At 65.9% G+C, this 23,348-nt stretch carries 26 protein-coding genes; 8 read left to right on the forward strand and 18 right to left on the reverse strand.

Features of this window, described 5'->3' with window-relative positions:
• The first annotated feature begins 110 nt into the window (after positions 1-110).
• Positions 111-968, forward strand: coding sequence for a LysR substrate-binding domain-containing protein (locus U5A67_RS26605; protein ID WP_205981621.1), 858 nt, complete (start codon positions 111-113; stop codon positions 966-968).
• A gap of 23 nt (positions 969-991) precedes the next feature.
• Here the strand turns inward: U5A67_RS26605 and U5A67_RS26610 are convergent, their stop codons facing one another.
• Positions 992-1,213, reverse strand: a complete 222-nt coding sequence (locus U5A67_RS26610) for a hypothetical protein (RefSeq protein WP_205981620.1) — start codon at positions 1,211-1,213, stop codon at positions 992-994.
• A gap of 292 nt (positions 1,214-1,505) precedes the next feature.
• Between U5A67_RS26610 and U5A67_RS26615 the strand changes: the two genes are divergently transcribed.
• Positions 1,506-2,174 (forward strand): phosphoribosyltransferase, encoded by a 669-nt coding sequence (locus U5A67_RS26615; RefSeq protein ID WP_205981619.1) that lies wholly within the window; start codon positions 1,506-1,508, stop codon positions 2,172-2,174.
• Positions 2,175-2,215: 41 nt separating this feature from the next.
• Here the strand turns inward: U5A67_RS26615 and U5A67_RS26620 are convergent, their stop codons facing one another.
• Positions 2,216-2,512, reverse strand: coding sequence for a YciI-like protein (locus tag U5A67_RS26620; protein WP_205981618.1), 297 nt, complete (start codon positions 2,510-2,512; stop codon positions 2,216-2,218).
• Between the two features lie 188 nt (positions 2,513-2,700).
• Between U5A67_RS26620 and U5A67_RS26625 the strand changes: the two genes are divergently transcribed.
• From U5A67_RS26625 to U5A67_RS26635, 3 genes are all read left to right on the forward strand, one after another.
• A complete protein-coding gene (locus tag U5A67_RS26625; protein ID WP_205981617.1) occupies positions 2,701-3,030 on the forward strand; it encodes a PsiF family protein in 330 nt (109 codons plus the stop codon).
• 278 nt (positions 3,031-3,308) lie between these two features.
• Positions 3,309-3,755: a hypothetical protein gene (locus tag U5A67_RS26630; protein ID WP_321816511.1), complete on the forward strand. Its 447-nt coding sequence runs from the start codon at positions 3,309-3,311 to the stop codon at positions 3,753-3,755.
• A 187-nt stretch (positions 3,756-3,942) separates the two neighbouring features.
• Complete coding sequence (locus tag U5A67_RS26635; protein WP_205981615.1) at positions 3,943-4,530, forward strand: YSC84-related protein; 588 nt, start codon at positions 3,943-3,945, stop codon at positions 4,528-4,530.
• 24 nt (positions 4,531-4,554) lie between these two features.
• Here the strand turns inward: U5A67_RS26635 and U5A67_RS26640 are convergent, their stop codons facing one another.
• The 10 genes from U5A67_RS26640 to mltG form a co-directional block, all read right to left on the reverse strand.
• Positions 4,555-5,622 carry a glycosyltransferase family 4 protein gene (locus U5A67_RS26640; protein ID WP_205981614.1) on the reverse strand — a complete coding sequence of 356 codons (1,068 nt, stop codon included), beginning with the start codon at positions 5,620-5,622 and terminating at the stop codon, positions 4,555-4,557.
• 300 nt (positions 5,623-5,922) lie between these two features.
• Complete coding sequence (locus U5A67_RS26645; protein WP_321816512.1) at positions 5,923-7,101, reverse strand: AAA family ATPase; 1,179 nt, start codon at positions 7,099-7,101, stop codon at positions 5,923-5,925.
• 93 nt (positions 7,102-7,194) lie between these two features.
• Positions 7,195-8,661, reverse strand: coding sequence for an alpha,alpha-trehalose-phosphate synthase (UDP-forming) (otsA, locus tag U5A67_RS26650; protein ID WP_321959756.1), 1,467 nt, complete (start codon positions 8,659-8,661; stop codon positions 7,195-7,197).
• 75 nt (positions 8,662-8,736) lie between these two features.
• Positions 8,737-10,047, reverse strand: a complete 1,311-nt coding sequence (locus U5A67_RS26655) for a mechanosensitive ion channel family protein (RefSeq protein WP_321816514.1) — start codon at positions 10,045-10,047, stop codon at positions 8,737-8,739.
• A 348-nt stretch (positions 10,048-10,395) separates the two neighbouring features.
• Positions 10,396-10,752 carry a Rap1a/Tai family immunity protein gene (locus U5A67_RS26660; RefSeq protein ID WP_205981610.1) on the reverse strand — a complete coding sequence of 119 codons (357 nt, stop codon included), beginning with the start codon at positions 10,750-10,752 and terminating at the stop codon, positions 10,396-10,398.
• A 218-nt stretch (positions 10,753-10,970) separates the two neighbouring features.
• A complete protein-coding gene (locus U5A67_RS26665) occupies positions 10,971-11,684 on the reverse strand; it encodes an ankyrin repeat domain-containing protein (RefSeq protein ID WP_205981609.1) in 714 nt (237 codons plus the stop codon).
• 87 nt (positions 11,685-11,771) lie between these two features.
• Positions 11,772-12,557 (reverse strand): TatD family hydrolase, encoded by a 786-nt coding sequence (locus tag U5A67_RS26670; RefSeq protein ID WP_321816515.1) that lies wholly within the window; start codon positions 12,555-12,557, stop codon positions 11,772-11,774.
• A gap of 63 nt (positions 12,558-12,620) precedes the next feature.
• Entirely contained in the window at positions 12,621-13,661 is a 1,041-nt protein-coding gene (locus U5A67_RS26675; protein ID WP_321816516.1) for a DNA polymerase III subunit delta', read from the reverse strand.
• 46 nt (positions 13,662-13,707) lie between these two features.
• Positions 13,708-14,328: a dTMP kinase gene (gene tmk, locus U5A67_RS26680; protein WP_321816517.1), complete on the reverse strand. Its 621-nt coding sequence runs from the start codon at positions 14,326-14,328 to the stop codon at positions 13,708-13,710.
• Positions 14,329-15,339, reverse strand: coding sequence for an endolytic transglycosylase MltG (mltG, locus tag U5A67_RS26685; protein WP_205981605.1), 1,011 nt, complete (start codon positions 15,337-15,339; stop codon positions 14,329-14,331).
• A gap of 77 nt (positions 15,340-15,416) precedes the next feature.
• On the opposite strand from mltG, the gene U5A67_RS26690 reads away from it, so the two are divergent.
• Entirely contained in the window at positions 15,417-16,430 is a 1,014-nt protein-coding gene (locus tag U5A67_RS26690; RefSeq protein ID WP_321816518.1) for a folate-binding protein, read from the forward strand.
• A gap of 102 nt (positions 16,431-16,532) precedes the next feature.
• The gene (locus tag U5A67_RS26695) at positions 16,533-17,378 is read left to right on the forward strand and encodes an NRDE family protein (protein WP_321816519.1); all 846 of its coding nucleotides are present in this window, start codon (positions 16,533-16,535) and stop codon (positions 17,376-17,378) included.
• A 4-nt stretch (positions 17,379-17,382) separates the two neighbouring features.
• On the opposite strand, the gene U5A67_RS26700 is transcribed toward U5A67_RS26695, so the two are convergent.
• The 6 genes from U5A67_RS26700 to U5A67_RS26725 all read right to left on the reverse strand — a co-directional run bounded on the left by U5A67_RS26700 (position 17,383) and on the right by U5A67_RS26725 (position 22,764).
• Positions 17,383-18,345 carry an alpha/beta hydrolase gene (locus U5A67_RS26700; protein ID WP_321816520.1) on the reverse strand — a complete coding sequence of 321 codons (963 nt, stop codon included), beginning with the start codon at positions 18,343-18,345 and terminating at the stop codon, positions 17,383-17,385.
• 30 nt (positions 18,346-18,375) lie between these two features.
• On the reverse strand, positions 18,376-19,257 hold the full coding sequence (locus tag U5A67_RS26705; protein ID WP_321816521.1) for an SDR family oxidoreductase: 882 nt from the start codon (positions 19,255-19,257) through the stop codon (positions 18,376-18,378).
• An 88-nt stretch (positions 19,258-19,345) separates the two neighbouring features.
• On the reverse strand, positions 19,346-20,344 hold the full coding sequence (locus U5A67_RS26710; protein ID WP_205981600.1) for an NADP-dependent oxidoreductase: 999 nt from the start codon (positions 20,342-20,344) through the stop codon (positions 19,346-19,348).
• Positions 20,345-20,406: 62 nt separating this feature from the next.
• On the reverse strand, positions 20,407-20,889 hold the full coding sequence (locus U5A67_RS26715) for a PaaI family thioesterase (RefSeq protein WP_321816559.1): 483 nt from the start codon (positions 20,887-20,889) through the stop codon (positions 20,407-20,409).
• Between the two features lie 8 nt (positions 20,890-20,897).
• Entirely contained in the window at positions 20,898-21,200 is a 303-nt protein-coding gene (locus U5A67_RS26720; protein ID WP_205981598.1) for a Dabb family protein, read from the reverse strand.
• A 100-nt stretch (positions 21,201-21,300) separates the two neighbouring features.
• Positions 21,301-22,764 (reverse strand): PLP-dependent aminotransferase family protein, encoded by a 1,464-nt coding sequence (locus tag U5A67_RS26725; protein ID WP_321816522.1) that lies wholly within the window; start codon positions 22,762-22,764, stop codon positions 21,301-21,303.
• A 183-nt stretch (positions 22,765-22,947) separates the two neighbouring features.
• On the opposite strand from U5A67_RS26725, the gene U5A67_RS26730 reads away from it, so the two are divergent.
• On the forward strand, positions 22,948-23,346 hold the full coding sequence (locus tag U5A67_RS26730) for a hypothetical protein (protein ID WP_321816523.1): 399 nt from the start codon (positions 22,948-22,950) through the stop codon (positions 23,344-23,346).
• The last annotated feature ends 2 nt before the right edge of the window (positions 23,347-23,348 follow it).

Below are 23,348 nucleotides of genomic sequence, written 5' to 3' on the forward strand. Positions count from 1 at the left end.
TCGGTGTTCAGCGTGATGGCGTTACGGTACTGGAACGGCGAGCATCGGTAAAATCGATATAATCGATGTCGATATCAGTGAAACTTATAGCAACGCAAAGGTCAGCCGCCATGCAATACGCGCAGCTTCGCGCCTTCCACGCCGTCGCCGAGCACGGCGGCTTTTCGCGCGCCGCACAGGCGCTTTCGCTGACCCAGCCCGCCGTGTCCGACCACGTGCGGCGGCTGGAAGCCGATTTCGGCGTGAAGCTGTTCGAGCGCGCGCCGCGCGGCGTCGAGCTGACCGAACTCGGCCGCAGGCTCTATGCGGTGACGCGGCAGATGGTGGGCTGCGAACGCGACGCGCGGCGGCTGCTGGAATCGGCGGGCGCGCTGGAATCGGGCGAACTGGCGCTGGTCGCCGATGCGCCCGATCTGGCGATCAAACTCGTCGGCGCGTTCCGGCGCCGTTTTCCGGGCGTGGTGGTGAAGCTCGGCATTGCGAACGCGACCGAATGTATGCGCCGCGTGCTGTCGAGCGAAGTCGATGCGGCGATTACCGCCGCGCATCAGGTGCATAGCCGGCTGCAAACGCGCGTGCTACGCGAGGAGCCGCTCGTGGCCGTCGTGCCCGCCGACAGCCCGGCCGCGAAAAAGCGCCGCATGACCTACGAGGAACTGGTGCGCGAACCGATGATCTTCCGCGAGGCGCACTCCGTCACGCAGCAACTGCTCGAAGCCGAACTGGTGCGCAAAGGGTTGCAGGTCCAGCCGGTGCTTTACGTGGATGGCCGCGAGGCGCTGCAGACCGCCATCGCGCAAGGCGTGGGCGCGGGGGTGATCGCGGGCGCGGAATTCGGCGAATCGCGGCGCATTCGCGCGATTCCGCTCGTGGATTGCCAGGTGCGTATGGTGGAATCGCTCACGCGTCTGGCCGATTCCTCATCGTCCAATCTGCTCGACGCGCTGTTCGCGACGCCGCTCGACTAGGCGCTGCGTTCAGGACACGACGCTCAGGACACGACAATATCCGCGCCCACTTCATGCAGCAGGTCGCGCAGCGTTTCCGCCTGATCCATGCGCGCGCCGCGCCGCAGGTGAATGCGCAGCGCGTGACCCGCAATGCCGTCGATGGGCCGCGCGAGCCGCAGCTCCAGGGCGAGGCCAAGGCCTTCGGGGGCATCGGCTTCGGCGGGTTCGACCACACGCGGCGAAAAACAGGCGGTTTCGGACATGGCATGGACCTCGTCGGTAAAAGGCACGGTGCCATGCTAACCATGCGCGCGGGCCGCGCCAAACGAGAAATCCGCGTATGCAAATGAGTGCGCGGCGGGAGACCTTTGCGCCCGTCGGGCTATGCAGCACGCCTGAACGACATTCATTCCTGGCTCGGGTTTTGAGCGCGGTTTTTATCGCGTATTTTCCCGCCGAGTGTGCGCCGGGTTCAGCCCGTGCGTGGCACACTGGACACCTCTCTTCTTCGCTGCCGAGCGCCGGAAAATCGCTTCCGGGTCGACACTACGCGCCATGAATCGCCCATTCACCGATCGCCGCGAGGCGGGGCGTCAACTCGCCGCGCAACTCGTCGCGCCTTATGGCGGGCGGCGCGATGTGGTCGTGCTCGCATTGCCGCGCGGCGGCGTGCCGGTCGCGTTCGACGTGGCGCAGGCGCTGGGCGCGCCGCTCGACGTCTTGCCCGTGTGCAAGCTCGGCGTGCCGTGGCAACCCGAACTGGCGATGGGCGCCCTCTCCTCGAACGGCGCGCAATACGTGGACGAAGCGCTGATCCGCGAAGCCGGCGTGAGCGAAGCGCAATTGCAGAGCGCGCTGGCGCTCGCGCGCATCGAACTGGGGCGGCGCGAGGCGCGTTATCGCGGCGAGCGCGCGGCCGTGCCGGTGGCGGGTTGCGTGGCGCTGCTCATCGACGACGGCATGGCCACCGGCGCGTCGCTCAAGGCTGCTGCGCTGGCGCTGGCCTCGCTTGGACCCGCGCGCATCGTGGCCGCGCTGCCGGTTGCGCCTGCGGGCGCACGCGCGCGGCTGGACGGCACCGTCGACGATTTCGTCTGCGTGCAGACGCCCGCGTCGTTCATGAGCGTGGGCCAGTTCTACGCCGATTTCACCCAGGTCGATGACGAAACCGTGCGCGATCTGCTCGATCGCGCCGCGGCCGGCTCGTCAGACGAATCGCATTAGACGCGACCGCTCACCCTCGATCGTTGTGCGGGCATCGGCATTCAACGCACCGGGCTTGCCGCGTGCTCGCCCACCACTGTTTGCCACGGCCGCACGCGCCATGCTTTCACGAGCCCGGCCTGCACATAGGGATCGGCGTGCGCGAAGGCTTCGGCGGCGGCCGGGCTGTCGCCCTGGAACAGCAGCAGCGCATTGTCGACGGGATCGGCGATCGCGCCCGCGAGCAGCAATTCGCCGCGCTCCGCCGCCGCCCACGCGAGCGCGAGATGCGCGTGGCGATGTTCGGCGCGCCGGTCGAGGTAATCGTCGGCGAGTTCGTACATCAAGAGGTAATGCATGGCCTGTCTCCTTGTGCGTGCGATGCAGATAGATCGCATTGTGCCGTAGCGCACGTCAACCGAAGCGTGCGCCGGTCCGTTTTCAGGTTGGCTTTGCCATAATGGTTGCGGCGATGGGCAAGGATGTGACGAACCAGCGGCCTGCGCGCACGACTACCGACAATGTCGATATCCCATGGGAGTGAACGATGAAGATCCAATCCGTCATTGCTGCAATCGTGCTGGGCGGCGTGTTCGCCGCACCGGCGTTCGCACAGACCGCTGCTCCGGCCGCCGCTTCGGGCGCTGCCATGAATAGCCAGCAGTCGAAAATGAAGACCTGCAACACGCAGGCCGCCGACAAGAAAGGCGACGACCGCAAGGCCTTCATGAAGCAATGCCTGTCGGCAAGCGGCGCGGCCCCGGCCACCAAGATGACGCAACAGGAACGCATGAAGTCCTGCAACACGCAAGCCGCCGACAAGAAAGGCGATGACCGTAAAGCCTTCATGAAGACCTGCCTCTCGACCAAGAGCTGATTCGATGCCATCGGCATCCGCCAGGGATTCCTGATCAACCTGGCGAAGCATCGCGTAGTGCATCGGCAAACGACGCGCCCCGGCATTTTGCTGCGGCGCGTCGTTTTTTATGGTGTGGTTCATGCAACGCGAACCGCCAGGACCTCGCGCCGGCGCGCCATTTTTCTCCTATGATGGCTCCAGCGGCCCCTTCCCTTATACGAAAACGTCTATCGCCATCGGGCCGACCTACAGAGGCTGATCCTGCTTGATGCCATCGGCATCGAACGGAGGCGCAGATGGCATGGAGACACAAGAATCGCTGGTTTCGTCGCTGGATGCTGGTGATGGTGTTCTGGCTCGTGCCGGTGATGATCGTCGCGGTGCGCGAGATCCAGGAGGAAATGGCCTATAACCGCGCGGATCTGCAGCGCGCGCTCACCTCGTGGACCTTCACCGACGCCGAACGCAACGCCGGCGCCCCGCTGCACTGCCAGGGCACGCCCGAAAGCGCGGGCGCCGCGGCTTGCCCGCAGGCCGTGCTGGCCGAAAACGCCGCCGTCTGGCAAACCGCACGCGACGAATACGCGCAACGCCGCATGACGCTCGTGCGCTATCTCTGGCATGCGTTTGTTGGTTACTGGATCGTGCCGGCCGTTGGGCTGCTCGTGTTCGGCATCGTGATCGGCGCGATTCGACGCGCGCTACGGCGACCGCCGGCCGCCAAAATCGTGCCGGAACCCTGATTTTCCCCGCTCTCGTTTGCTTTCCTCGACCCCGCCAGGCCTTGCTGGTGGCGGCGCGCGGCCGCTGCGCGATTTCCGTGCCCGCTCCGAATGGTCATTTGAAAGCCTGTGCTATAACGACGAGGCTGATTCGTCATCGGCAGCGCCGCGGCGGTTCGGCTTTCCGGAAAACAGAACGGAGAACAACATGCAAGGACGTCGCTTCATCCTGAGAGCATCGGTTGCCATCGCACTCGCCAGTGCGGCTCTCGCAGGCTGCTCGACCACCGGCAGCACGCCACCCACCGATCAAACCAACGACGCGCGCCGCCAGTCGATCGACGCCAGCGTCGACGGCACGATGTCGCGCCTGTTCCAGACCGTGCCGGGCGCGCGCGAGCTGGTCGGCAAGGCGCGTGGCGTGCTGGTGTTCCCGCAGGTGATTCAGGCCGGTATCGGCATCGGTGGCGAGCACGGCGACGGCGCGTTGCGCGTCGGCGGCAGCACGGTGGGCTACTACAGCACGACGGGCGCGTCGGTGGGCGCGACGCTCGGCATGCAGTCGAAAGCCGTGGTGTATCTGTTCATGACCGAAGACGCGCTCGAACGGCTGCGGACCTCGGAAGGCTGGTCGGTGGGCGGCGACGCCTCGGTGGCCGCCGTCAAGGTGGGCGCCAACGGCAAGATCGACACCACCACCGCCGTCAAACCCGTCGAAGTCTTCGTGCTGACCAACAGCGGGTTGATCGGCGATCTGTCGCTCGGCACCACCAAGATCACGCAACTGAAGCTGTAACGCGCTGCGGATCGACGTCCGCGCTCAGGTCGCGGACGTATCGATCACCTTGAAACGCGAACGCCGGTTCGCGCGAATCACCGCCTGATACGCCTCCACATACTGCTGCGCCATGCGATGCGAGGTGAAGCGCTCCTCGAAGCGGCGGCGCACGCCGTCACGCGGCACGCGCGCGAGGCGATTGATGGCGGCCACCGCGCCAATCTCGTCTTCGACGATAAAACCCGATACGCCATCGTCCACCACTTCCGGCACCGCGCCGCGATTGAAGGCGATCACCGGCGTGCCGCAGGCCATCGCCTCGATCATCACCAGACCGAACGGCTCCGGCCAGTCGATCGGGAACAGCAGCGCATGGGCGCCCGAAAGAAACTCGGCTTTCTGGCTGTCGTTGATCTCGCCGACGAAATCGACGTTCGGCAATGCGAACAGCGGCTTGATCTCGCGCTCGAAATACTCGCGGTCGGCTTCGTCGACCTTGGCGGCGATGCGGATCGGCAGGCCGCAACGCTGGGCAATGCGGATCGCCGTATCGACGCGCTTTTCCGGCGAAATGCGCCCGAGAAACGCCAGATAGCGCTGCTCCACCGGCTGCGGCGTGTAGAGATTTTCGGGCAGGCCGTGATAGACCGTGCGCAGCCATTTGGCCTGCGGGATCGGCTGGCGCTGCGAGTTGGAGATCGAGATGACCGGCGCGGTGTTGAAGGTGTCGAACACCGGCTGCTGCTCGGGCAGATCGAGGCGGCCATGCAGCGTGGTCACGAACGGCGTTTCCTGGCGCTTGAACACCGAAAACGAGTAGTAGTCCATATGGAAGTGCAGCACGTCGAACTGATCGGCCTGACGGCGCACCAGTTCCATCAGCAGCATGTGCGGCGCCACGCGGTCGCGAATCGCGGGATCGAGACGCAGCGCGCGCGGCCAGACCGGTTCGAGCTTCGCGCTCGTGACGGAATCGCCGCTGGCGAACAGCGTCACGTCATGGCCGAGCTCGACCAGCGCCTCGGTGATGTACGACACGGCGCGTTCCGTGCCGCCATAGAGCTTGGGCGGGACCGATTCGGTCAGCGGAGCGATCTGCGCAATTCTCATCGGGGTGTCTCCAGTGTTCGGCAGCGACGCCTGGGCCCATCGGGTCAAGCAAACGGGTAACGCACGGGTAACACGTGAGTGACGCACATTGCGCGCCCGTTGCCTCGGGAACCTCGTGAGGCATTGTAAGCGAGGTGTCACAAAGCGCACACGCAGCGGGCGTTCCGGGGACCGAACGCGCCCGCTTTTGCTGGCGTACCAACGATCCATTATTCGGCAATCGACGCCGCCTCGCCCCCGCTCTTTCAATTTTTCATACTGATTTACATGCGGATACAACGGCGCCCGGGCGAGCCATGCTCAGCGCGTCGGCCACTTCCATGCGGGCACGTCGAGGGAATCGGGATCGGCGAAGCTGGTGGCGCCCAGACGCCGTTCCAGCACGATCGACTGGCTGCCCGCTTCGCGCTCCAGCGCCGCCACGAGCCGCGCCGCGTGCGAGACGACCAGCACCTGCGATTGCATCGACGCCCGCGCAATCAGGCGCGCGAGCGACGGCAGCAGATCGGGATGCAGGCTGGTTTCCGGCTCGTCGAGCACCAGCAGCGCGGGCGGACGCGGGCTCAGCAGCGCCGCCGCAAGCAGCAGATAGCGCAGCGTGCCGTCGGAAAGCTCCGCGCCGCGCAAGGGCCGCAACAGCCCTTCCTGGCGCAGCGCCACTTCGAACCGCCCTTCGTGATTGACGATCTCGACGCGCGCGCCCGGAAACGCATCGCCGATGGCGTTATCGAGCGCCGCGCCGTCGCCAATCTCGCGGATCGTCTGCAAGGCCGCCGCCAGATTCGCGCCATCGTCGGCGAGCACGGGGGAATGCGTGCCGATCTGCACCTGGCGCGCGCTCGCGTGCTGGTCGGTGCGGAAGTGGTCGTAGAAGCGCCACGAGCGGATCTGCTCGCGCACCGCGATCATCTCGGGCGCGCTGCGCGGGTCGGCGTACTCGGTCATCATGCTGTCGAAGCTCGCCACCGGCTGCGCGAGCGTGGACCATTCGCCGCGCCGGCCGTCTTCATCGTCGCGGATGCGGATCATCGGCCCCTGGCGATCCACCAGCAGCGCGGACGGACGCAGCACCGGCCCGCTCCAGATGCACTCGCGCTTGATGACCGGATCGAGCGAAAACTGCGAGGTGGACGCGGGCGGCGGCAAACCCAGATCGATCGCGTATCCAAAGGTCTCGCCCGCGAAGCCGAGCTTGAGACTCACCGCGTCTTTGTGCACCGTGCCCTGCACTGCGTGCTCGCCCGCGGTCACGGCGCGCGAAAAGCGCTCGGGACCGGCCCAGAGCGTCGATTGCAGGCCGCCTTCGCGCGCCAGCGACGGAATCACGCCGCCGCGCGCCGTGAGCGCGAGTAGACGCAGCGCGCGATAGAGATTGGATTTGCCGCTGCCGTTCGGACCGGTAATCACGTTGAGCGGTCCAAGCGGCACGATAAGCTCGCGCAGCGAGCGGTAATTGGCGATGGCGAGCGTGGTGAGCATGAGGCGTAGACGACGTGAATGACGGGCGGCGCGTTGGCCGAAGATCAACGCCGGATCATACGCAATCCTCTACGCCTCATCGCGCAAGCTGCGTCAACGCGGCTGCGGCACGCTCGCCAGATCGCGCAGGAAACGATCGCGCCACACGCCCAGATCGTTGCGGCGCAGCGCCGCCATATTGGTTTCGTGGCGCTCCCGGCGCTCGGCGAGCGGCATCGCCAACGCGCGCTCCAGCGCTTCGGACATACCCGTCGCGTCGTGCGGATTCACCAGCAGCGCGCCGCTCAACTCCGCCGCCGCGCCCGCGAAAATCGACAGCACCAGCACGCCGGGATCATCGGGATTCTGTGCGGCCACGTATTCCTTCGCGACCAGATTCATGCCGTCGTGCAGCGGCGTGACATAGCCGATCTGCGATTCGCGAAACAGCGACATCAGCTTCCAGCGGTCGTACTGCTGGCTCAGATAGCGGATCGGCGTGTAATCGAGGCCCGAATAGCGGCCATTGATGCGCCCGGCCTCGCGCTCCAGTTCCTCGCGGATCACCTTGTAGCTGGCCACGTCCGAACGCGTTGGCGGGGCGATCTGCACGAGCGTGACCTTGCCGCGCCATTCGGGCGAATGTTCGAGCAGCTGTTCGAACGCGTGAAAGCGCTCGACCAGCCCCTTCGAATAATCGAGCCGATCCACGCTCATGATGAGCTTGCGCCCTTCGAGGCTCTGCTTGAGATCGAGCACATGCTGGCGGCTTTCGTAGCGTGCGGCCTGTTCGGCGATTTCGTCGGGAAACACGCCGATGCGATACACACCCGTGCGCAGCTTGCGCCCGTAGGCTTCGATTTCGCCTTCGTGCTCGCCCTGCCGGCCCTGCTCGCCCGTTTTCTCGCCCGTCTTCTCGCCCGTCTTCTCGCCCGTCTTCTCACCCAGCTCGCGTACGACGCCGCGCGCCTCGCGCGCCATGTAGTCGTGAAACGCCTGCTGGTCGTTGCGGGTCTGGAAACCGAGCAGGTCGTAACAGCACAGCGATTTGACGAGTTCGTCGTGCGGCGGAATCGTCTGCAGCACCTGCGGCGACGGAAACGGAATATGCAGAAAGAAGCCGATGCGGTTGCGAAGGCCTTCCGAACGCAGCGCCTCTGCGAACGGAATCAGATGGTAGTCGTGGACCCAGATGATGTCGTCGGGCTCGATCAGCTTCATCAGCTTGTGGGCGAGCCACGCATTGACGCGTCGATAACCGGCGTATTCGTCGCGCTCGTAACGCGCCAGGTCGTTGCGATAGTGGAACACCGGCCAGAGCGTCGCGTTCGAAAACCCGCGGTAGTACTGGTCGTAATCCTTTTTCGTGAGGCCGACCGTCGCGAACGTCACCGCGCCTTCCTGCACGAGCGTGGGGCCAGCGTTGGCGACCGTCTCGCTCACCACATCGCCGCTCCAGCCGAACCACACACCGCCCGCGTCCTTGAGCGCGCCGAACACGCCAACCGCCAGGCCGCCCGCCGAGCCTTTGGTCTCCGTGGGCGTCGCCACGCGGTTCGAGACGACTATCAGTCTGGCCATCGTTGCGCTCCTTCCTCTTTCATCTGCATGCTTCCTCTGTCTCTGTTATAGGTTCTGGGCGCGCACGGTGGGCAATCAACGTCCTGGGCGGTCCTCCAGCAAGGCTTCGGCTTCGCTCTCTTCGTGCTCGCTGCCTGCGCGCGTGCTGCTGCCCGCCACCGGGTCCGCCGCAGTATGCGCGGCGGTGCTCGACGCCGGCGCCGCAGCCGGACGCCACGGCGGCATCGGACGCTGCGCGCCGTTGCCCGCTTGAGCGCTCATACCGCCTGCGCCGAACCCATCGAACCCGCCGCCTTCGAGTTGCGCCGCGACCTCGGCGCGCGACTTCGGCAAGTACTCGGGATAGCGCGCGTTGACGAAATCGAGCAGCCCTTCGCGCACCCGGCAACGCAGATCCCAGTTCAGCCCCGAGTCCTGCGAACTCACCAGCACGCGCAACTGCATCGCGCGCTCGTTCGCGTCCGTGACCTGCAGCACCTGCACACGCTTGTCCCACTCCGGCGCATGTTCGACGATACGCGCCAGTTCTTCGCGCAGCGGCGCGAGCGGCATGCGGTAATCGAGCCACAAAAACACCGTGCCAATGATCTGCGAACTGCTGCGCGTCCAGTTGGTGAACGGATTCTCGATAAACCACTGCAGCGGCACGATCAGCCGCCGCTGGTCCCAGATGCGCACCGACACATACGTGCCGGTGATTTCCTCGATGCGCCCCCACTCGCCCTGAATCACGACCACATCGTCGATACGGATCGGCTGCGAAATCGCAATCTGCAAACCCGCAATCAGATTGCCTAGCACGGGGCGTGCCGCGATACCGGCGACCAGACCGGCCACGCCCGCCGATGCCAGCAGACTCGCCCCGATCTGCCGCACGCTCGGAAAGGTCATGAGCGCGGCGCCCACGCCCAGAATGACGATGAGGACCATCACCGTGCGCGCCAGCACGCGCGCCTGCGTGTGGATGCGGCGCGCTTCGAGGTTATCGGCGATATCGAGCGGATGCGCGGCGATGATGGCCTCGCCGATCGCCGCCGCACAGCGCACCGAGAGCCACGTGATCGCGCCCACCAGCGCGAACGCGCACAGCTCGCGCAAGGTGCCGATAAAACGCAGCGTGTCGGGCGCCTGCCACCAGACGAACTCCAGCGCCATCACGGCCAGCAGCACGCGCGCGGGCTGATGGACATAGCGCACGCACACGCTCGCATGCGGATACGGCCGCGCGATCCTGCGCACCACGCGCGCGCCGATCCAGTGGATGCTCAGCGCAATCAAGAGCGCCAGCGCGCTGACGATCAGCGTGCCGGGCCAGCTGTGTAGTGGCGCGTCGGCGGCATCGGCCAGACGCGCGCTGAAGACGGAAAGGGAATCGAAGTTGGGCATCGGCGGCCAGTTCCTCCTGAACGTGACGGAATCGATGAAAACGATGAAAAGATCGGGGCGGACGCGGCGTCGAAGTACAGCAATGCGCGCCAAAAAACGCCAAAGATTGCGGTGAACGCTATGGAAACAGCAGGCGCGAGGTCGTAAAAAACGTCCCGCAGGTGAATCGACTGAGGATTTCGCCGTTGGTTCAACGGCAGGTTCGAGTGCGGATAAAAGCGGCTGCACGGTCGTGCGTACAGCCGCCTGGACGCTCCAGCAGAGCATCCGATGCACGGACGGAAGGCCCGTCCGGCTCAAGACATGCGTTCAGGCAGTCAGATCAACTGGTGAGATTAACTAGCGAGATTAACTACCCGTCTTGCAGGGAAACGCCTTCCCCAGACCCAGCGAAATCGCCGTGCTGGCGTTGTAGCCGGCCACGTTTGGGTTATCGGCGATGTATTTGCGCACGGCGTCGGTCAGTTGCGCCGAGCGCGCGTCCGCCGGCAGGCAGAAGTACTGGCCAACCCGCGGCCCGGTCGTGCCGCCGATTGCGTCGATGGTGTTGAAGATGCCGTCGGCGGCCCCTTCGATATAGGCCGCGCAGGCGCTACGCGAGGCCACGTCGGTCTTCGAGCAAAGGCGGTTGAGGTCGCTGGCGGTGAATGCGAAAGCCGAGAGCGGCAACATGAGCGCGCCGGCGCAGAACAGAGCCCGCAGCATGGTTCTCCTTGAATCGTCGTGTGGGGCGGCGCCCCCGCGCCGCTCGCCGCCCGCTGGTGCGAGCCGTTGGAGGCGTCGTCAGCAAGGGGCAATCCCGCTATTGTGCACTGTTTTCCGGGACAGCCGTGCGGCGCGCTGCGCGCGGCGCCATCTGCGCCGTCAAACGCGGGCTGCGAGCCTGGGCTCGAGCCCGTCCTGCGTGGTGATAATGAGCCGAATTATTGCGCGGCCTGACCCATGCGCGCCGACAGATCCTTGATCGCATCCGGCGCCTTGTACTGCTTGGCGAAATCGAGCGCGTTCATGCCGATCTGGTTCTTGGTCTGCAGATTCGCGCCGTGATCGAGCAGCAGCTTCGCGGTGGTCATGTGGTCGCCGCGTGCGGCCATCATCAGCGGCGTGGTGCCGTTGGGCGACGGCGCGTTCACATCGGCCGAATAGCCGATCAGCAGTTTCGCCACGTCGTCGTTGCCGTTTGCAGCGGCGTAATGCAGCGGCGTCCAGCCCGGTTTGTTGACGTTCGCGCCCTTGGTGATGAGCAGCTTGACGAGATCGACGTCGCCGTTGAGCGAGGCCAGCATCAGCGCGTTTTCGCCGGCCTTGTCTTCGATGTTGATCTTGGTGTTCGGGTTGTCGAGCAGCAGCGCGGCAACCTTGTCCGACTTTTCGCGCGCAGCCAGCACGAGCAGCGGCATGCCCTGGTCGTCGGTGGCGTTCGGGTCCTGGCCGTTGGCGATGTCCTTGGCGACGCCCTTGTCGTCGTCGAACTTCACGCCCTTCACGAGCGAGTCGATCGGCGCGGCATAGGCCGGCGCGCTCGCGAAGAAGGCGGCACCCATGCCGATGGCGAGCGCGGCAGCGAGGCTGCGCAGGCCGGCGGCGCGCGGTGCGGACGTGGCGTGGACGGTGGACGTCAGCGAATTCAGGTTCATGTCAGGCCTTTACGTTATTCGATATCTGATTGATAACAAACGAAATACAAGCAACATTGCCGGCACGCGGGCCGCTGCGGTCCCGTTTCAGACCGGAGCCGGAATCTTGAACAGCCGGAAAAAATTCTGCGTGGTGGCAGCGCCGAGTTCGGCGTCCGGCAATCCGCGTTGCTGGGCAATGTATCTTCCGACATGGCTTACGTACGCAGGTTCATTCGGTTTGCCGCGATACGGCACCGGCGCCAGATACGGCGAGTCCGTTTCGATCAGCAAACGCTCGAGCGGCACGCGTCGCGCCACGTCCTGCACCTCGGTCGCGCTCTTGAACGTGACGATACCTGACAGCGAAATGTAAAAATTCTGGGCGATTGCGCGTTCGGCGATGGCCCACGGCTCCGTGAAGCAGTGCATCACGCCGCCCGGCACGCCGGCCTGCTCTTCTTCCATGATCCGCAGCGTGTCGTCGGAAGACGCGCGCGTGTGGATGATCAGCGGCTTGCCAGTCGCGTGCGCCGCGCGGATGTGATTGCGAAAACGCTCGCGCTGCCATTCCATATCGTCGATGGTGCGCTCGCCCAGCCGGTAGTAATCGAGCCCCGTTTCGCCGATCGCCACCACTTTCGGATGCTTCGCCAGTTCCACGAGATCGGCGACCGAGGGTTCCTGCACGTCTTCGTGGTCGGGATGCACGCCCACCGAGGCATAGATGTTCTCGAAACGGCTGGCGATATCGAGCACCGAAGGCAGCGTCTCCAGATCGACCGAGACGCACAGTGCGTGCGTCACGTCCTGCGCGCGCATGTTCTCGAGCACCTCGGGCAGGCGGTCGGCCAGGCCCTCGAAATTGATGTGGCAATGCGAATCGACAAACATGGGCGGTCCTGCGAATAAAGACTGAAAACGACGAAAAAAACGGTGAAAAGCGCCGAGCCGCGCTCAGGCGAACATCTCACGATAGCCGAGAAAAAGCTCCTCGAACACGAGGCGCGCATTCAACGGATGGTTCTCGACGGCGCGTTGCCGCGTCACGGTCTTGAGATAGCGCGCGAGTGCGGGCGCGTCGAGCTTCGCGGCGCAGCGCGCCAGCGCATCGGCCGATTGCGGGTAATAGCGCGGGCGTCCCGCCGTGCGTTCGGCGAGCAGATCGTAGGCCCAGCGTTGCAGCCAGCCGAGCACGAGCGGCACCGGCAGCTTTTGCAGCGTTTCGCCACAGGCGAAGGCGTCGCAGTTCGGGCCGGCAGCCAGTTGCGTGAGCGTCCAGTCGCGCAGCGTGCGGTTTTCGTCGCTGGCGAGCGCAAGCGCCGCGAGCGGCGCGCCGCCCGCTTCCGCGAGCAGACCGGCCGGATCGGCCACGCCCTGCTGCGCGAGCCACGCCTGCGCTTCCTGCGGCGCGGGCGTGCCCATCGGCCACTGGCGGCATCGGCTGATGATGGTGGGCAGCAAGCGGTCGATGCGCGCCGACACCAGCACGAACACCACGCTCGCGGGCGGCTCTTCGAGCGTCTTCAGCAGCGCGTTGGCGGCCGCGACGTTGAGCGCTTCCGCCGGATACAGCACGACCACGCGCGAGCCGCCGCGATGCGACCCCACGCTCGTGAAGTCCAGCAGCGCACGCACCTGCTCGATGCGGATTTCCTTGCTGGGCGTGCGCGTTTTCTTGCCTTCGTCGCCATCGGCCTTATCGGCCTTCGCGTCGCTTTCATCCGCTGCCGACGGGCCGACCAGACCGGCCAGCGCCTCGGGCACCACCACGCGGTAATCGGGGTGATTGCCCTGCGCGAACCAGGTGCAGGCGGGGCACGTCCCGCACGGCTGGCCGTCCGTGTGCGCCGCTTCGCACAGCAGCCCTTTGGCCAGATGCTGGGCGAACTGGAGCTTGCCGATGCCGGCCTGGCCGTGCAGCAGCAACGCGTGCGGCCAGTGGCGGCGCAGTTGCTGGAGTCGCTGCCAGTCTCCGGTTTGCCAGGGATAGATCATGTGTCGAATCAACCAGTTAGGCGAATGAAGCCGCGTGACAGCGCGCTCAGAGCGTGCCGATCACCTTTTCGAGCTTGCGGCGGATGTCTTCGATGCTCTGCGACGAATCGACGATCGCAAAGCGGTACGGCGCTTCTTCGGCACGGCGCAGATACTCGGTGCGCGTACGCGTGAAAAACGCATCGGTTTCGCTTTCGAAGCGATCCGGCGCGCGCGCGGCGCCACGACGCTCGCTGGCGGTTTCCGGTTCGATGTCGAACAGAATCGTCAGATCGGGCTGAAAGCCGCCCTGCACCCAGCGTTCCAGCGTTTCGAGCTTGTCGCGCGGCAGACCGCGCCCGCCGCCCTGGTAGGCGAAGGTCGCGTCGGTGAAGCGGTCGGACAGCACCCAGTCGCCGCGTGCGAGCGCAGGCTCGATCACGCGGGCCAGATGCTCGCGGCGCGCCGCGAACATCAGCAGCGCCTCGGTTTCGAGGTCCATCGGCTCGTTGAGCAGGATGTCGCGCAACTTCTCGCCCATCTCCGTGCCGCCCGGCTCGCGCGTCATGACGACCGTGCGGCCGGCGGCCGCGAGCTTCTGCTCGAGCTGTTCGCGAAACCAGGCGAGATGCGTGGTCTTGCCCGCACCGTCGATGCCTTCGAACGTGATGAATCGGCCCCGCGCCATTTAGTTACCCCGGATGTACTTATCGACGGCCTTGTTATGGTCGACGAGATTGTCAGAAAAAACGCTGCTGCCATCCCCGCGCGCCACGAAATAAAGCGCGGCGGTCGCGGCGGGATTGAGCGCCGCCTGTAGCGAGGCGGCGCCGGGCAGCGCGATTGGAGTCGGCGGCAGCCCGAGGCGCAGGTACGTATTGTAAAGAGTGTCGATCTGCAGATCGCGCTTGTGCAGACGCCCCATATAGCTCTCGCCCATCCCGTAGATCACGGACGGATCGGTCTGCAGCGGCATGCCTACCTTCAGACGATTGGTGAACACCGCGGCCACCTGGGCGCGATCGCCCGCCTTGCCGGTTTCCTTTTCGACCAGCGACGCCAGCGTGAGCGCCTCGTAAGGCGACTTCAGCGGCAGACCCGGCGCGCGCGCGGCCCACACTTCGTTCAGATGCGTCTGCATCACCTTGTAGGCGCGGCGGTAGACGTCGAGATCGCTCGAACCCTTGTCGAACAGATACGTATCCGGGAAGAACAGGCCTTCGCCGCTGCCCTGCGGTGCGGGCGGCGCGCCGATCGCGGCAAGCAGCTGCGCGTCGGTCATGGCGGCGGTGTCGTGGCTCAGCGCCGGATTGGCGTCGAGTTCCTGGCGCATATGTTTGAAGGTCCAGCCTTCGATGATGGTCGCGACATATTCGTTGACGTCGCCGAGCGCCATCTTCTGCAGCACTTCATAAGGCGTGATGCCCGCCTTGAACTCGTAATTGCCCGATTTGAGCTGGCTTTGCAGCCCGAGCACGCGCGTCATCAGCACGAACAACTGGGGCTGGACCGGTACGCCGCCGCGCCGCAACTGCGTGGTGACGCTGCGCACCGAACTGTGCGGCTTGATGGTGACGTCGAGCTGCTGGACGGCCAGCGGAATCGGCCGCGTGGCCCAATATGCAACGCCGCCCGCGGCGGCTGCGCCGAGCACGACGAGCGCTGCGCCCGCGGCAAGGCATTTCTTCAGGAGGGACATGGAAACATGACTCTGGGGGACCTCATATAATAACCGCTTGCCCTCGCTAAAGTCAGGATTGACTGTTCCCCGAATCCATGAACGCACCGCTCGCTCACGTAACCCCGGACGCCCCGTCCGCAGCCGATTTCGACGCCGTCCTCCAGGGCTGCGCCTACGCGATACTGCCGCAGTTCGGCGTGATCGACGCCAATGGCGACGACGCTGCCAGCTTCCTGCACGGCCAGCTCACCAACGACGTCCAGCATCTCGATGTCGCGGGCGCGCGCCTCGCCGGCTACTGCTCGGCCAAAGGCCGCCTGCTCGCTTCGTTTCTCACCTGGAAAAGCGGCGAAACGATCCGCCTGATGCTTTCAAAGGACGTGCAGGCCAGCGTGCAAAAGCGCCTGTCGATGTTCGTGCTGCGCGCCAAAGCCAAACTCACCGACGATACCGACAAGCTGCTCGTGGTCGGTCTGGCCGGTGACGTGCGCGGCGCGCTGGCGCGCGTGTTCGACGCGCTGCCCGATGGCGTGCACGTGAAAGTGGACGATCCGGCCGGCACGCTGATCCGCCTGCCCGATGCTGCTGGCCGTCTGCGCTATCTGTGGGTTGGCCCGAAGGAAGCCGTCGAGGCGAAACTCGCCACGCTCGCAGGCGAACTCAAGGCCGTGCCGTCCACGGTGTGGGACTGGCTCGACATCCGCGCGGGCGAGCCGCGCATCACCCAGGCGGTCAGCGAACAGTTCGTCCCGCAGATGGTCAACTACGACGTGCTCGGCGGCGTGAACTTCAAGAAAGGCTGCTATCCGGGCCAGGAAGTGGTCGCGCGCAGCCAGTATCGCGGCACCATCAAGCGCCGCACGGCGCTGGCGAGCGTCGCGGCCGGCCTCGACGCCGCGCATGCGGGCGTCGAACTGTTCCACTCGGACGATCCGGGCCAGCCCTGCGGCATGATCGTGAACGCAGCGGCCGCGCCGGAAGGCCTCGTCGATCTGCTCGCCGAAATCAAGCTGGCGGCGCTCGAATCGGGCAGCGTGCATCTGGGTTCGGCCGAAGGCCCGGCGCTGCGCATCCTGCCGCTGCCCTACGCACTGCCCACGGAAGTCTGAGTTTTTGACGGCGTTATCACTCGTGCGCCGGGCGCGCTTTACAGCTTGCCCGCGCACGGGTTGGTTCGCGCAAAAAAATAGCCATCGAGGAGACCGCGCGCGATGTGCCTGATCGTTTTTGACTGGCGGCCGCGCGCAAGCGACGGCGCGCTCTTCACGCTCGCGGCCAACCGCGACGAATTCCTGCGCCGTACGGCCGCGCCGCTGCAATGGTGGGACGACGCGCCCGACGTGCTGGCGGGCCGCGATCTGGTCGGTGGCGGCACGTGGTTGGGCATGACGCGCGGCGGACGCTTCGCCGCCCTGACCAATTACCGCGCGCCGCATGAAATGCGCCCCGACGCGCCCACGCGCGGCACGCTGGTCTCGCGCTGGCTGACCGGCGCGCCCGATCTCGCCGATACCCCGCTCGGTTATCTCGAAGCCGTGGCGCGCGACGGCGACATGTACAACGGCTTCAATCTGGTGATCGGTGACTGGACGCGGCGCGAACTCGCCTGGTACTGCAACCGCGGCGAGCGTGTGCCCACGCTGCTGCCCGAAGGCACCCACGGGATTTCCAACGCCGTGCTCGATACGCCCTGGCCCAAGCTCGTGCACAAGCGCGCCGAACTCGCGCAGCAGGTCGCGAACGGTCCAGAGGTTCCGCTAGATCAGTTGATCGACATGATGCGCGACCCGCGCATCGCACCCGACGCCGACTTGCCCGCCACCGGCATTCCGCTGGAGCGCGAGCGCGCGCTTTCAGCGGCGTTTATCGATACGCCCGACTACGGTACGCGCGGCACCACGGCGCTGCGCGTGCGCGTGAACCGCGATCGGCTCGATGTGCAAACCTGCGAGCGCAGCGACGACGATGGCTCGCATCGCATCAAGCGTCCGGGCGGCTTCGAGCGCCGCGAACGCTATACGGTGAACGCGACCGTCGCCAGTTTCGATCAAGCCTGAACGACTACGCCGCGCGCTCGAACGCTTCTACCAGCGCCTGCGCGGCGTCGCCTTGCGCGCGCCGCGCTTCGTCCACGAAAGCGCCCAGCTTGAAGAACTCGTGGACCATGCCGTCGTAGTGCACGAGCGTCACGTCGTTGCCGGCGGCGCGCAGTTTCTGCGCATACGCAACACCTTCATCGACGAGCGGATCGAACTCCGCCACCGCGATCCACGCGGGCGGCACGCCATGAAAATCGGGCGCGCCGCGCGTACCGTCGAGCGGCGCGAAACGCCAGTCCTCGCGATCGGACGCATCGCGCACGTAATGATTGAAGAACCACTGGATCGTGGGCGCTTCCAGCAGATAACCCTCCGCCAGACGCCGATGCGACTGCGTTTGCTGATGGCTGTCCGTGCCCGGATAGATCAGCATTTGCAGCAGCGGCGCGATGCCCGCGTCGCGTGCGAGCACGGCGCACACCGTCGCGAGCGTGCCGCCCGCGCTGTCGCCGCCTACGGCCAGGCGCGCCGGATCGATCGCGAATTCGCCCGCATGCGCGTGCAGCCACGCATACGCGTCGAAGGCGTCGTTCACTGCGGTCGGGAAACGGTGCTCCGGCGCGAGCCGGTAATCGACCGACAGCACCGCGCAACGCGCGTCGCGCGCGAACATGCGGCACAGCGCGTCGTGTGTATCGACGCTGCCGACCGTGAAGCCGCCGCCGTGAAAATACACCAGCGCCGGCAACGGCTCGGACCACTGCGGCTCGACCAACTGATAAAGCCGTGCGCGGATCGTCGCGCCATCGCGCACCGGCACATCGATATCTTCGACCGAATGCATCGGCGCGGCAGGAATCTCCAGCACCGATGCGCTCTTTTCGTAAGCCGCGCGTGCCGCCTGCGGCGTGAGTTCGTGATACGGCTTGCGGCCCGCGCGGGCCACCATGTCGAGAACGAGCGCGATCTTCGCGTTGAGCGGCATAGGCTTACGGTGAGTCCAGTCTGAACGCTGCTACGCGCGCGCCCCCTTGACTTCGGGCTTGAGCGAGAGCGGATCGGTGGGATTGCGCAGCGTCTCGATATCTTCGTGACGCAGCTTGACCGAAGCGAGTATGCCCGGATGCGTGAGGATATAAAAGCGGCCGTCGCGCACGGCGTCGAAGGTGGCCTTGGCGACGTCCTCGGGCGTGAGGCGGCCCGAGCGCACCGCGCGCTGCAGTTGCAGATCGGCGGCCTGCTGCGAGCGCGTGGGCGGCGCGTCGTTGCGCAGATCGTCGGGACGGCTGCGCTCGGCGTGGGCGATGCCGGTCGGCACGAAGGCCGGACACAGCAGCGAGCAACTGACCTGCGTGCCCACATTTCTCAGGTCGTGATAGAGCGTCTCGGTCAGCGCCACCACCGCGTGCTTGGAGGCGTTATAAACGGCCATCGCCGATGGCGCGAGCAGCCCGGCCACCGAGGCCGTATTGACGATATGCGCGCGCTCGCCCTGCGCGAGCATTGCGGGCGTGAAGCTGCGCACGCCGTTGGCCACGCCCATCACGTTGACGCCGAACACCCAGTCCCAGTCCTTCGCGCTGCTTTCCCACACGAAGCCGCCAGTGCCCACGCCCGCGTTGTTAAAGAGCAGATGGACCTTGCCGTAGGTATCGAGCGTGGCCTTGGCGAGCGCATCGACTTGCGCCGGATCGCGCACATCGGTACGCACGCCGATCGCCTCTGCGCCCTGCTCGCGCATCGTGGTCACGACGGCGTCGAGCGCGTCGGCATCGACATCGGCGAGCACGAGCTTCATGCCGAGCGCCGCGGCCTGTTGCGCGAACGCGCGGCCAAAACCGCTGGCGGCGCCGGTGATGACGGCCACACGGCCTACGAACTGGAACGGATCGGACATCGCGTCTCCTTTGTGATTAGTTAGCACTACATAGGCAATAAAAAGAACAAGCCGGCGTATCCGGCCGACCTGTTCCGTGCGCGCTGCGTCAGATCAGCTTGACGAGCTGCTTGCCGAAGTTCTGCCCCTTGAGCATGCCGAGGAATGCGCTGGGCGCGTTTTCCAGGCCTTCGGCCACGGTCTCGCGATAAACCAGCTTTTTCTGCGCGACAAGGCCGCCGAGTTCGGACAGCGCCTTCGCCCACACATCCATATGTTCGGAGACGATAAAGCCCTGCACCAGCAGACGCTGCGTGAGGATCAGTTGCGGATACTTGAGCGGCACCGGCTCACCGTCGTAGCCCGCGATCATGCCGCACACGGCGATGCGGCCGAACGCGTTCATGCGGGCGAGCGTGGCGTCGAGCACCGCGCCGCCGACGTTCTCGAAGTAGCCGTCCACGCCATCGGGCGTCGCGTTCTTGAGATCCTGATAGAGATTGCCGGCCTTGTAGTCGACGCAGGCGTCGAAGCCCAGTTCTTCCACCACATAGCGGCATTTTTCCGCGCCGCCTGCGATACCCACCGCACGGCAGCCCGCACGCTTGGCCAGTTGACCGACGACGCTACCCACCGCGCCGCTGGCTGCGCTCACCACCACGGTCTGCCCGGCCTGCGGCGCGATGATGCCGTTCAGGCCATACCAGGCGGTCACGCCCGGCATGCCGACCGGCCCGAGGTACGCGGACAGCGGCACGTGCGTCGTATCGACGACATGCATATCGCTGCCGTCCGAGGTGCCGAATTCCTGCCAGCCGGCCATGCCGACCACCTTGTCGCCTACCTTGAACTTCGGGTTCAGCGATTCGACCACTTCGCCCGAGGTGCCGCCGATCATCACGGCGTCGAGCGGTTGCGGCGCGGCGTAGGACTTGCTGTCGCTCATGCGCCCGCGCATATACGGGTCGAGCGAGAGCCAGTGATTGCGCACGCGCACCTGACCCTGCGCGAGCGGCGCGAGCGGCGTTTCGACGAGACGGAAGTTATCGACGCTGGCAACGCCTTCGGGGCGCGACGCGAGCAGGATCTGGCGATTGGTCTGGGTCATGGGATCGGTGATGGAAAGCGCGGCGCTTGCCGCGCGGTTTGGAAACGGAACGAACGCGCGGCTCAGCCGTCGCTCGGGCCAGGCGTGGCGTCGGGGTCGCTGCGCAGGCGCTGGCGCACGACGTCGCGGCCCACGGCCAGACGCCGCATGTACTTGAACGTGCCGAGCGCCTTGGCGACGAAATGGCCTTCGCTATCGCGGATCTCGCCTTCGCAATAGGCCATCGTGGTCGAGCGGTGCAGCACGCGGCCGAACGCGCGCAATTCGCCGCGCCCGGGCTGCATGAAGTTCACTTTCATTTCGACGGTGACGACGCCCACGCCATCGCCGGCCACGCTGCGCGCGGCCATGGCCAGCGCGATATCGGAGAGCGTCATGGTCACGCCGCCGTGCACGACCTGCCACGTATTCATGTGGCGCGGCGCGAGCGTCAGCAGCACTTCGCTTGCGCCGTCGCGCGCGCTCACGAGTTGCGCGCCCAGTTCATCGACGAACGGGCTTTCGATCGTGGGCTGCGGGTTTGCGGATTGCGTATCGACAGTCATGGCGGGCATCACGCGTTGTAATCGACGCACTGGCGCGTCTCGACCACGCGCTTCGCGAAGTCTTTGACCTTCTGATGCTCGGGGTGAACCTGGTAGGCGTCGAGTGCGGCCTTATCGGCGAAATCGGAGACGAGCACGAGGTCGTAAGTCGATTCGAGGCCCTCGCCTGCGAGACCCACTTCGAGATGGAGCGTGCCGGGCACGAGATCGCGGCAACCTTCGAGCAGCGTGCGGAACTTCGCGACGTTTTCCGCGCGCGAGGCGCCTTCGGCCGATTCCTTGAGCTTCCACATCACGATATGACGAATCACGTAATCACCTTTTCTGTCTGACTTGAACGGAAACCGCGCCATCGAAGCGCGAAACTGCCGTCATCATAACCGCGCATAGCGCGAGGCGAAGGCCATGGCTTCAGCGTCCCTGCGCCGCGAGACGATGCGCAATCGCACCGATGCGCGCCAGCGCGGCATCGGCGCTTTGCGGGTCGGGACCCGGACAACTGATGCGGATAAACCGGTCGAATCGGCCCGAATTCGAGAACACCGTACCGGGCATGATGCGGATGCGTTCGGCCAATGCGGCGTCGAAGAGCGCCATCGACTCGACGCCTTCCGGCAACTCGATCCAGAACGCCATGCCGCCGGCCGGCGGCGTGAAGCGCGTGCCGTCAGGAAACCCAGCGCCGATGCCCTGCGCCATGCGCGCGCGTTGCAGCGCAAGGCGTTCGCGCAAGCGGCGCAGATGGCGTTCGTGCGCCTGGCTTTGCAAAAATTCGGCGAGCACCGCTTGCGATAGCGGCTCGTTCAGGCGCGACTGCGCGAACTTGAGCATCGCGATGCGCGAATGCCAGCGGCCGCCCGCCATCCAGCCCACCCGCATGCCGGGCGCAAGCGTCTTGTTGAACGACGTGCAATGGATCACAACACCCTGCGTGTCCCAGGACTTGAGCGCGCGCGGCGGCGTTTCGCTTTCCACCAGTTCGCGATACGGATCGTCCTCGATCACGGCCACGCCCGCCTGCGCGCATAGCTCGACGATGCGCTGCTTGTGCGCGTCGGGCATCACGCAGCCCAGCGGATTCTGCAGATGCGGCACCACCACCAGCGCTTTCACGCCCGCGTGCTGGCGCAGCGCGAAATCGAGCGCGTCGACCGACAAACCAGTGGTCGGGCTCGCGGGAATTTCGAGTGCGCGCAGGCCGAGGCTTTCGAGCACCTGCAACAGCCCGTAGAAACACGGCGACTCGACGGCGACCGTATCGCCGGGCTGCGTGACGGCGCGCAGCGCGAGATTGACGGCCTCGATGCCGCCGTGGGTCATGACGATCTCGTCGGGATGGACAGTGAAGCCAGCGGCGAGCGCACGACGCGCGATCACGGCGCGCAGACGCGGATCGCCGCGCTCGTGGCCGGGCGACGTCAGCAGATCGGGCCGATGGCGCAGCGTGCGCACGGCGATCTTCTGCAGCGCTTCGCCGGGGAACAGCGCGTCGGCGGCGGTGACGCCGCCCAGATTGAGCGCATCCGGCACCTGCTGCCAGCGCGCGACGAGCGCCGAAATATTCGCGTGAATGCCGACGAATTGCGCCACGAACTGCGGTTCGGCGGCGCTTTCCTGCCAGTTGGGCTCGCGCGCGGCAGGCAGCGTGCTGGCCGTGGCGCGCACGAAATAGCCCGCGCGCGGACGCGCCTCGATCAGCGCTTCGCGCTCCAGCACGCGATAGCTTTCGGTGGCCGTGGCGAGGCTGACGTCGTGCTGGCGCATGAAGGCGCGCATCGACGGCATGCGGTCGCCGGGACGCAGCACGCCGCTTTCGATACTGCGCCGGTAATGTCCGGCCAGTTGCCGGTAGAGAGGCTGGTCGGAGACGTTCATCGATCGATGATGCCAGAGGCGCGGCGTACCGCGACAGATACACGCCAGCGCCGATTGCACCGGTACAGCCCGCGCCGCGCGTGCGCTGTAGCGCAACGATTGGCGCCGTCCTGCGGCTGTTGCGGCTGAGCGCGCATCCCTAAGCTGGGAGCCTGACTTCGCTTCACCGACCGGATATCGACCATGCACGACTCGTCACGCTCCGAAAATTGCGTTCCCGCTCTCCAGACCCGCCCCATCGCGCTGACGCGCGGCGCGCGCCACGCCCTCGTATTGCGGCGCGGTGCGGCGATCGTGGCGGTGGAGGGGGACCTGCTCATCAGCTATCGCGATCGGGCGCTTGCTTCGCTCGGCCAGCTTGCGCCCGAACAGACGCTGCTTGTGTATGAAGGCGAGCGCTATATCGCCAGCGAACGCAACCACTATGCGATCTGCGCGGCGCAGCCGCATGGCGCGCGTCTGCTGGTGCAGGCGCCGCCGCAAACTGCGCTCATCGCCTGGATGACGATGGCGGCTCGCCTGCTGCGAGCGGGCGCGTGGCTGCGCGCCCGTCCGCCGCGAAGCGATATCGCCTCGCGTTAGGC

This window comes from Paraburkholderia sp. J69-1, from assembly GCF_905220255.1.
Lineage (GTDB): Bacteria > Pseudomonadota > Gammaproteobacteria > Burkholderiales > Burkholderiaceae > Paraburkholderia.

Coding starts and splice junctions, on each gene's coding strand:
- U5A67_RS26660 (WP_205981610.1), bottom strand. CDS start 10,752: ATGCTGCGGGCTCTGTTCTGCGCCGGCGCGCTCATGTTGCCGCTCTCG.
- U5A67_RS26630 (WP_321816511.1), top strand. CDS start 3,309: ATGGCATGGAGACACAAGAATCGCTGGTTTCGTCGCTGGATGCTGGTG.
- U5A67_RS26710 (WP_205981600.1), bottom strand. CDS start 20,344: ATGACCCAGACCAATCGCCAGATCCTGCTCGCGTCGCGCCCCGAAGGC.
- U5A67_RS26645 (WP_321816512.1), bottom strand. CDS start 7,101: ATGCTCACCACGCTCGCCATCGCCAATTACCGCTCGCTGCGCGAGCTT.
- tmk (WP_321816517.1), bottom strand. CDS start 14,328: ATGGCGCGGGGCCGATTCATCACGTTCGAAGGCATCGACGGTGCGGGC.
- U5A67_RS26620 (WP_205981618.1), bottom strand. CDS start 2,512: ATGCATTACCTCTTGATGTACGAACTCGCCGACGATTACCTCGACCGG.
- U5A67_RS26665 (WP_205981609.1), bottom strand. CDS start 11,684: ATGAACCTGAATTCGCTGACGTCCACCGTCCACGCCACGTCCGCACCG.
- U5A67_RS26625 (WP_205981617.1), top strand. CDS start 2,701: ATGAAGATCCAATCCGTCATTGCTGCAATCGTGCTGGGCGGCGTGTTC.
- U5A67_RS26700 (WP_321816520.1), bottom strand. CDS start 18,345: ATGCCGCTCAACGCGAAGATCGCGCTCGTTCTCGACATGGTGGCCCGC.
- U5A67_RS26725 (WP_321816522.1), bottom strand. CDS start 22,764: ATGAACGTCTCCGACCAGCCTCTCTACCGGCAACTGGCCGGACATTAC.
- U5A67_RS26670 (WP_321816515.1), bottom strand. CDS start 12,557: ATGTTTGTCGATTCGCATTGCCACATCAATTTCGAGGGCCTGGCCGAC.
- U5A67_RS26730 (WP_321816523.1), top strand. CDS start 22,948: ATGCACGACTCGTCACGCTCCGAAAATTGCGTTCCCGCTCTCCAGACC.
- U5A67_RS26610 (WP_205981620.1), bottom strand. CDS start 1,213: ATGTCCGAAACCGCCTGTTTTTCGCCGCGTGTGGTCGAACCCGCCGAA.
- U5A67_RS26715 (WP_321816559.1), bottom strand. CDS start 20,889: ATGACTGTCGATACGCAATCCGCAAACCCGCAGCCCACGATCGAAAGC.
- U5A67_RS26695 (WP_321816519.1), top strand. CDS start 16,533: ATGTGCCTGATCGTTTTTGACTGGCGGCCGCGCGCAAGCGACGGCGCG.
- U5A67_RS26615 (WP_205981619.1), top strand. CDS start 1,506: ATGAATCGCCCATTCACCGATCGCCGCGAGGCGGGGCGTCAACTCGCC.
- U5A67_RS26655 (WP_321816514.1), bottom strand. CDS start 10,047: ATGCCCAACTTCGATTCCCTTTCCGTCTTCAGCGCGCGTCTGGCCGAT.
- U5A67_RS26690 (WP_321816518.1), top strand. CDS start 15,417: ATGAACGCACCGCTCGCTCACGTAACCCCGGACGCCCCGTCCGCAGCC.
- mltG (WP_205981605.1), bottom strand. CDS start 15,339: ATGTCCCTCCTGAAGAAATGCCTTGCCGCGGGCGCAGCGCTCGTCGTG.
- U5A67_RS26635 (WP_205981615.1), top strand. CDS start 3,943: ATGCAAGGACGTCGCTTCATCCTGAGAGCATCGGTTGCCATCGCACTC.
- U5A67_RS26640 (WP_205981614.1), bottom strand. CDS start 5,622: ATGAGAATTGCGCAGATCGCTCCGCTGACCGAATCGGTCCCGCCCAAG.
- U5A67_RS26605 (WP_205981621.1), top strand. CDS start 111: ATGCAATACGCGCAGCTTCGCGCCTTCCACGCCGTCGCCGAGCACGGC.
- U5A67_RS26705 (WP_321816521.1), bottom strand. CDS start 19,257: ATGTCCGATCCGTTCCAGTTCGTAGGCCGTGTGGCCGTCATCACCGGC.
- otsA (WP_321959756.1), bottom strand. CDS start 8,661: ATGGCCAGACTGATAGTCGTCTCGAACCGCGTGGCGACGCCCACGGAG.
- U5A67_RS26675 (WP_321816516.1), bottom strand. CDS start 13,661: ATGATCTATCCCTGGCAAACCGGAGACTGGCAGCGACTCCAGCAACTG.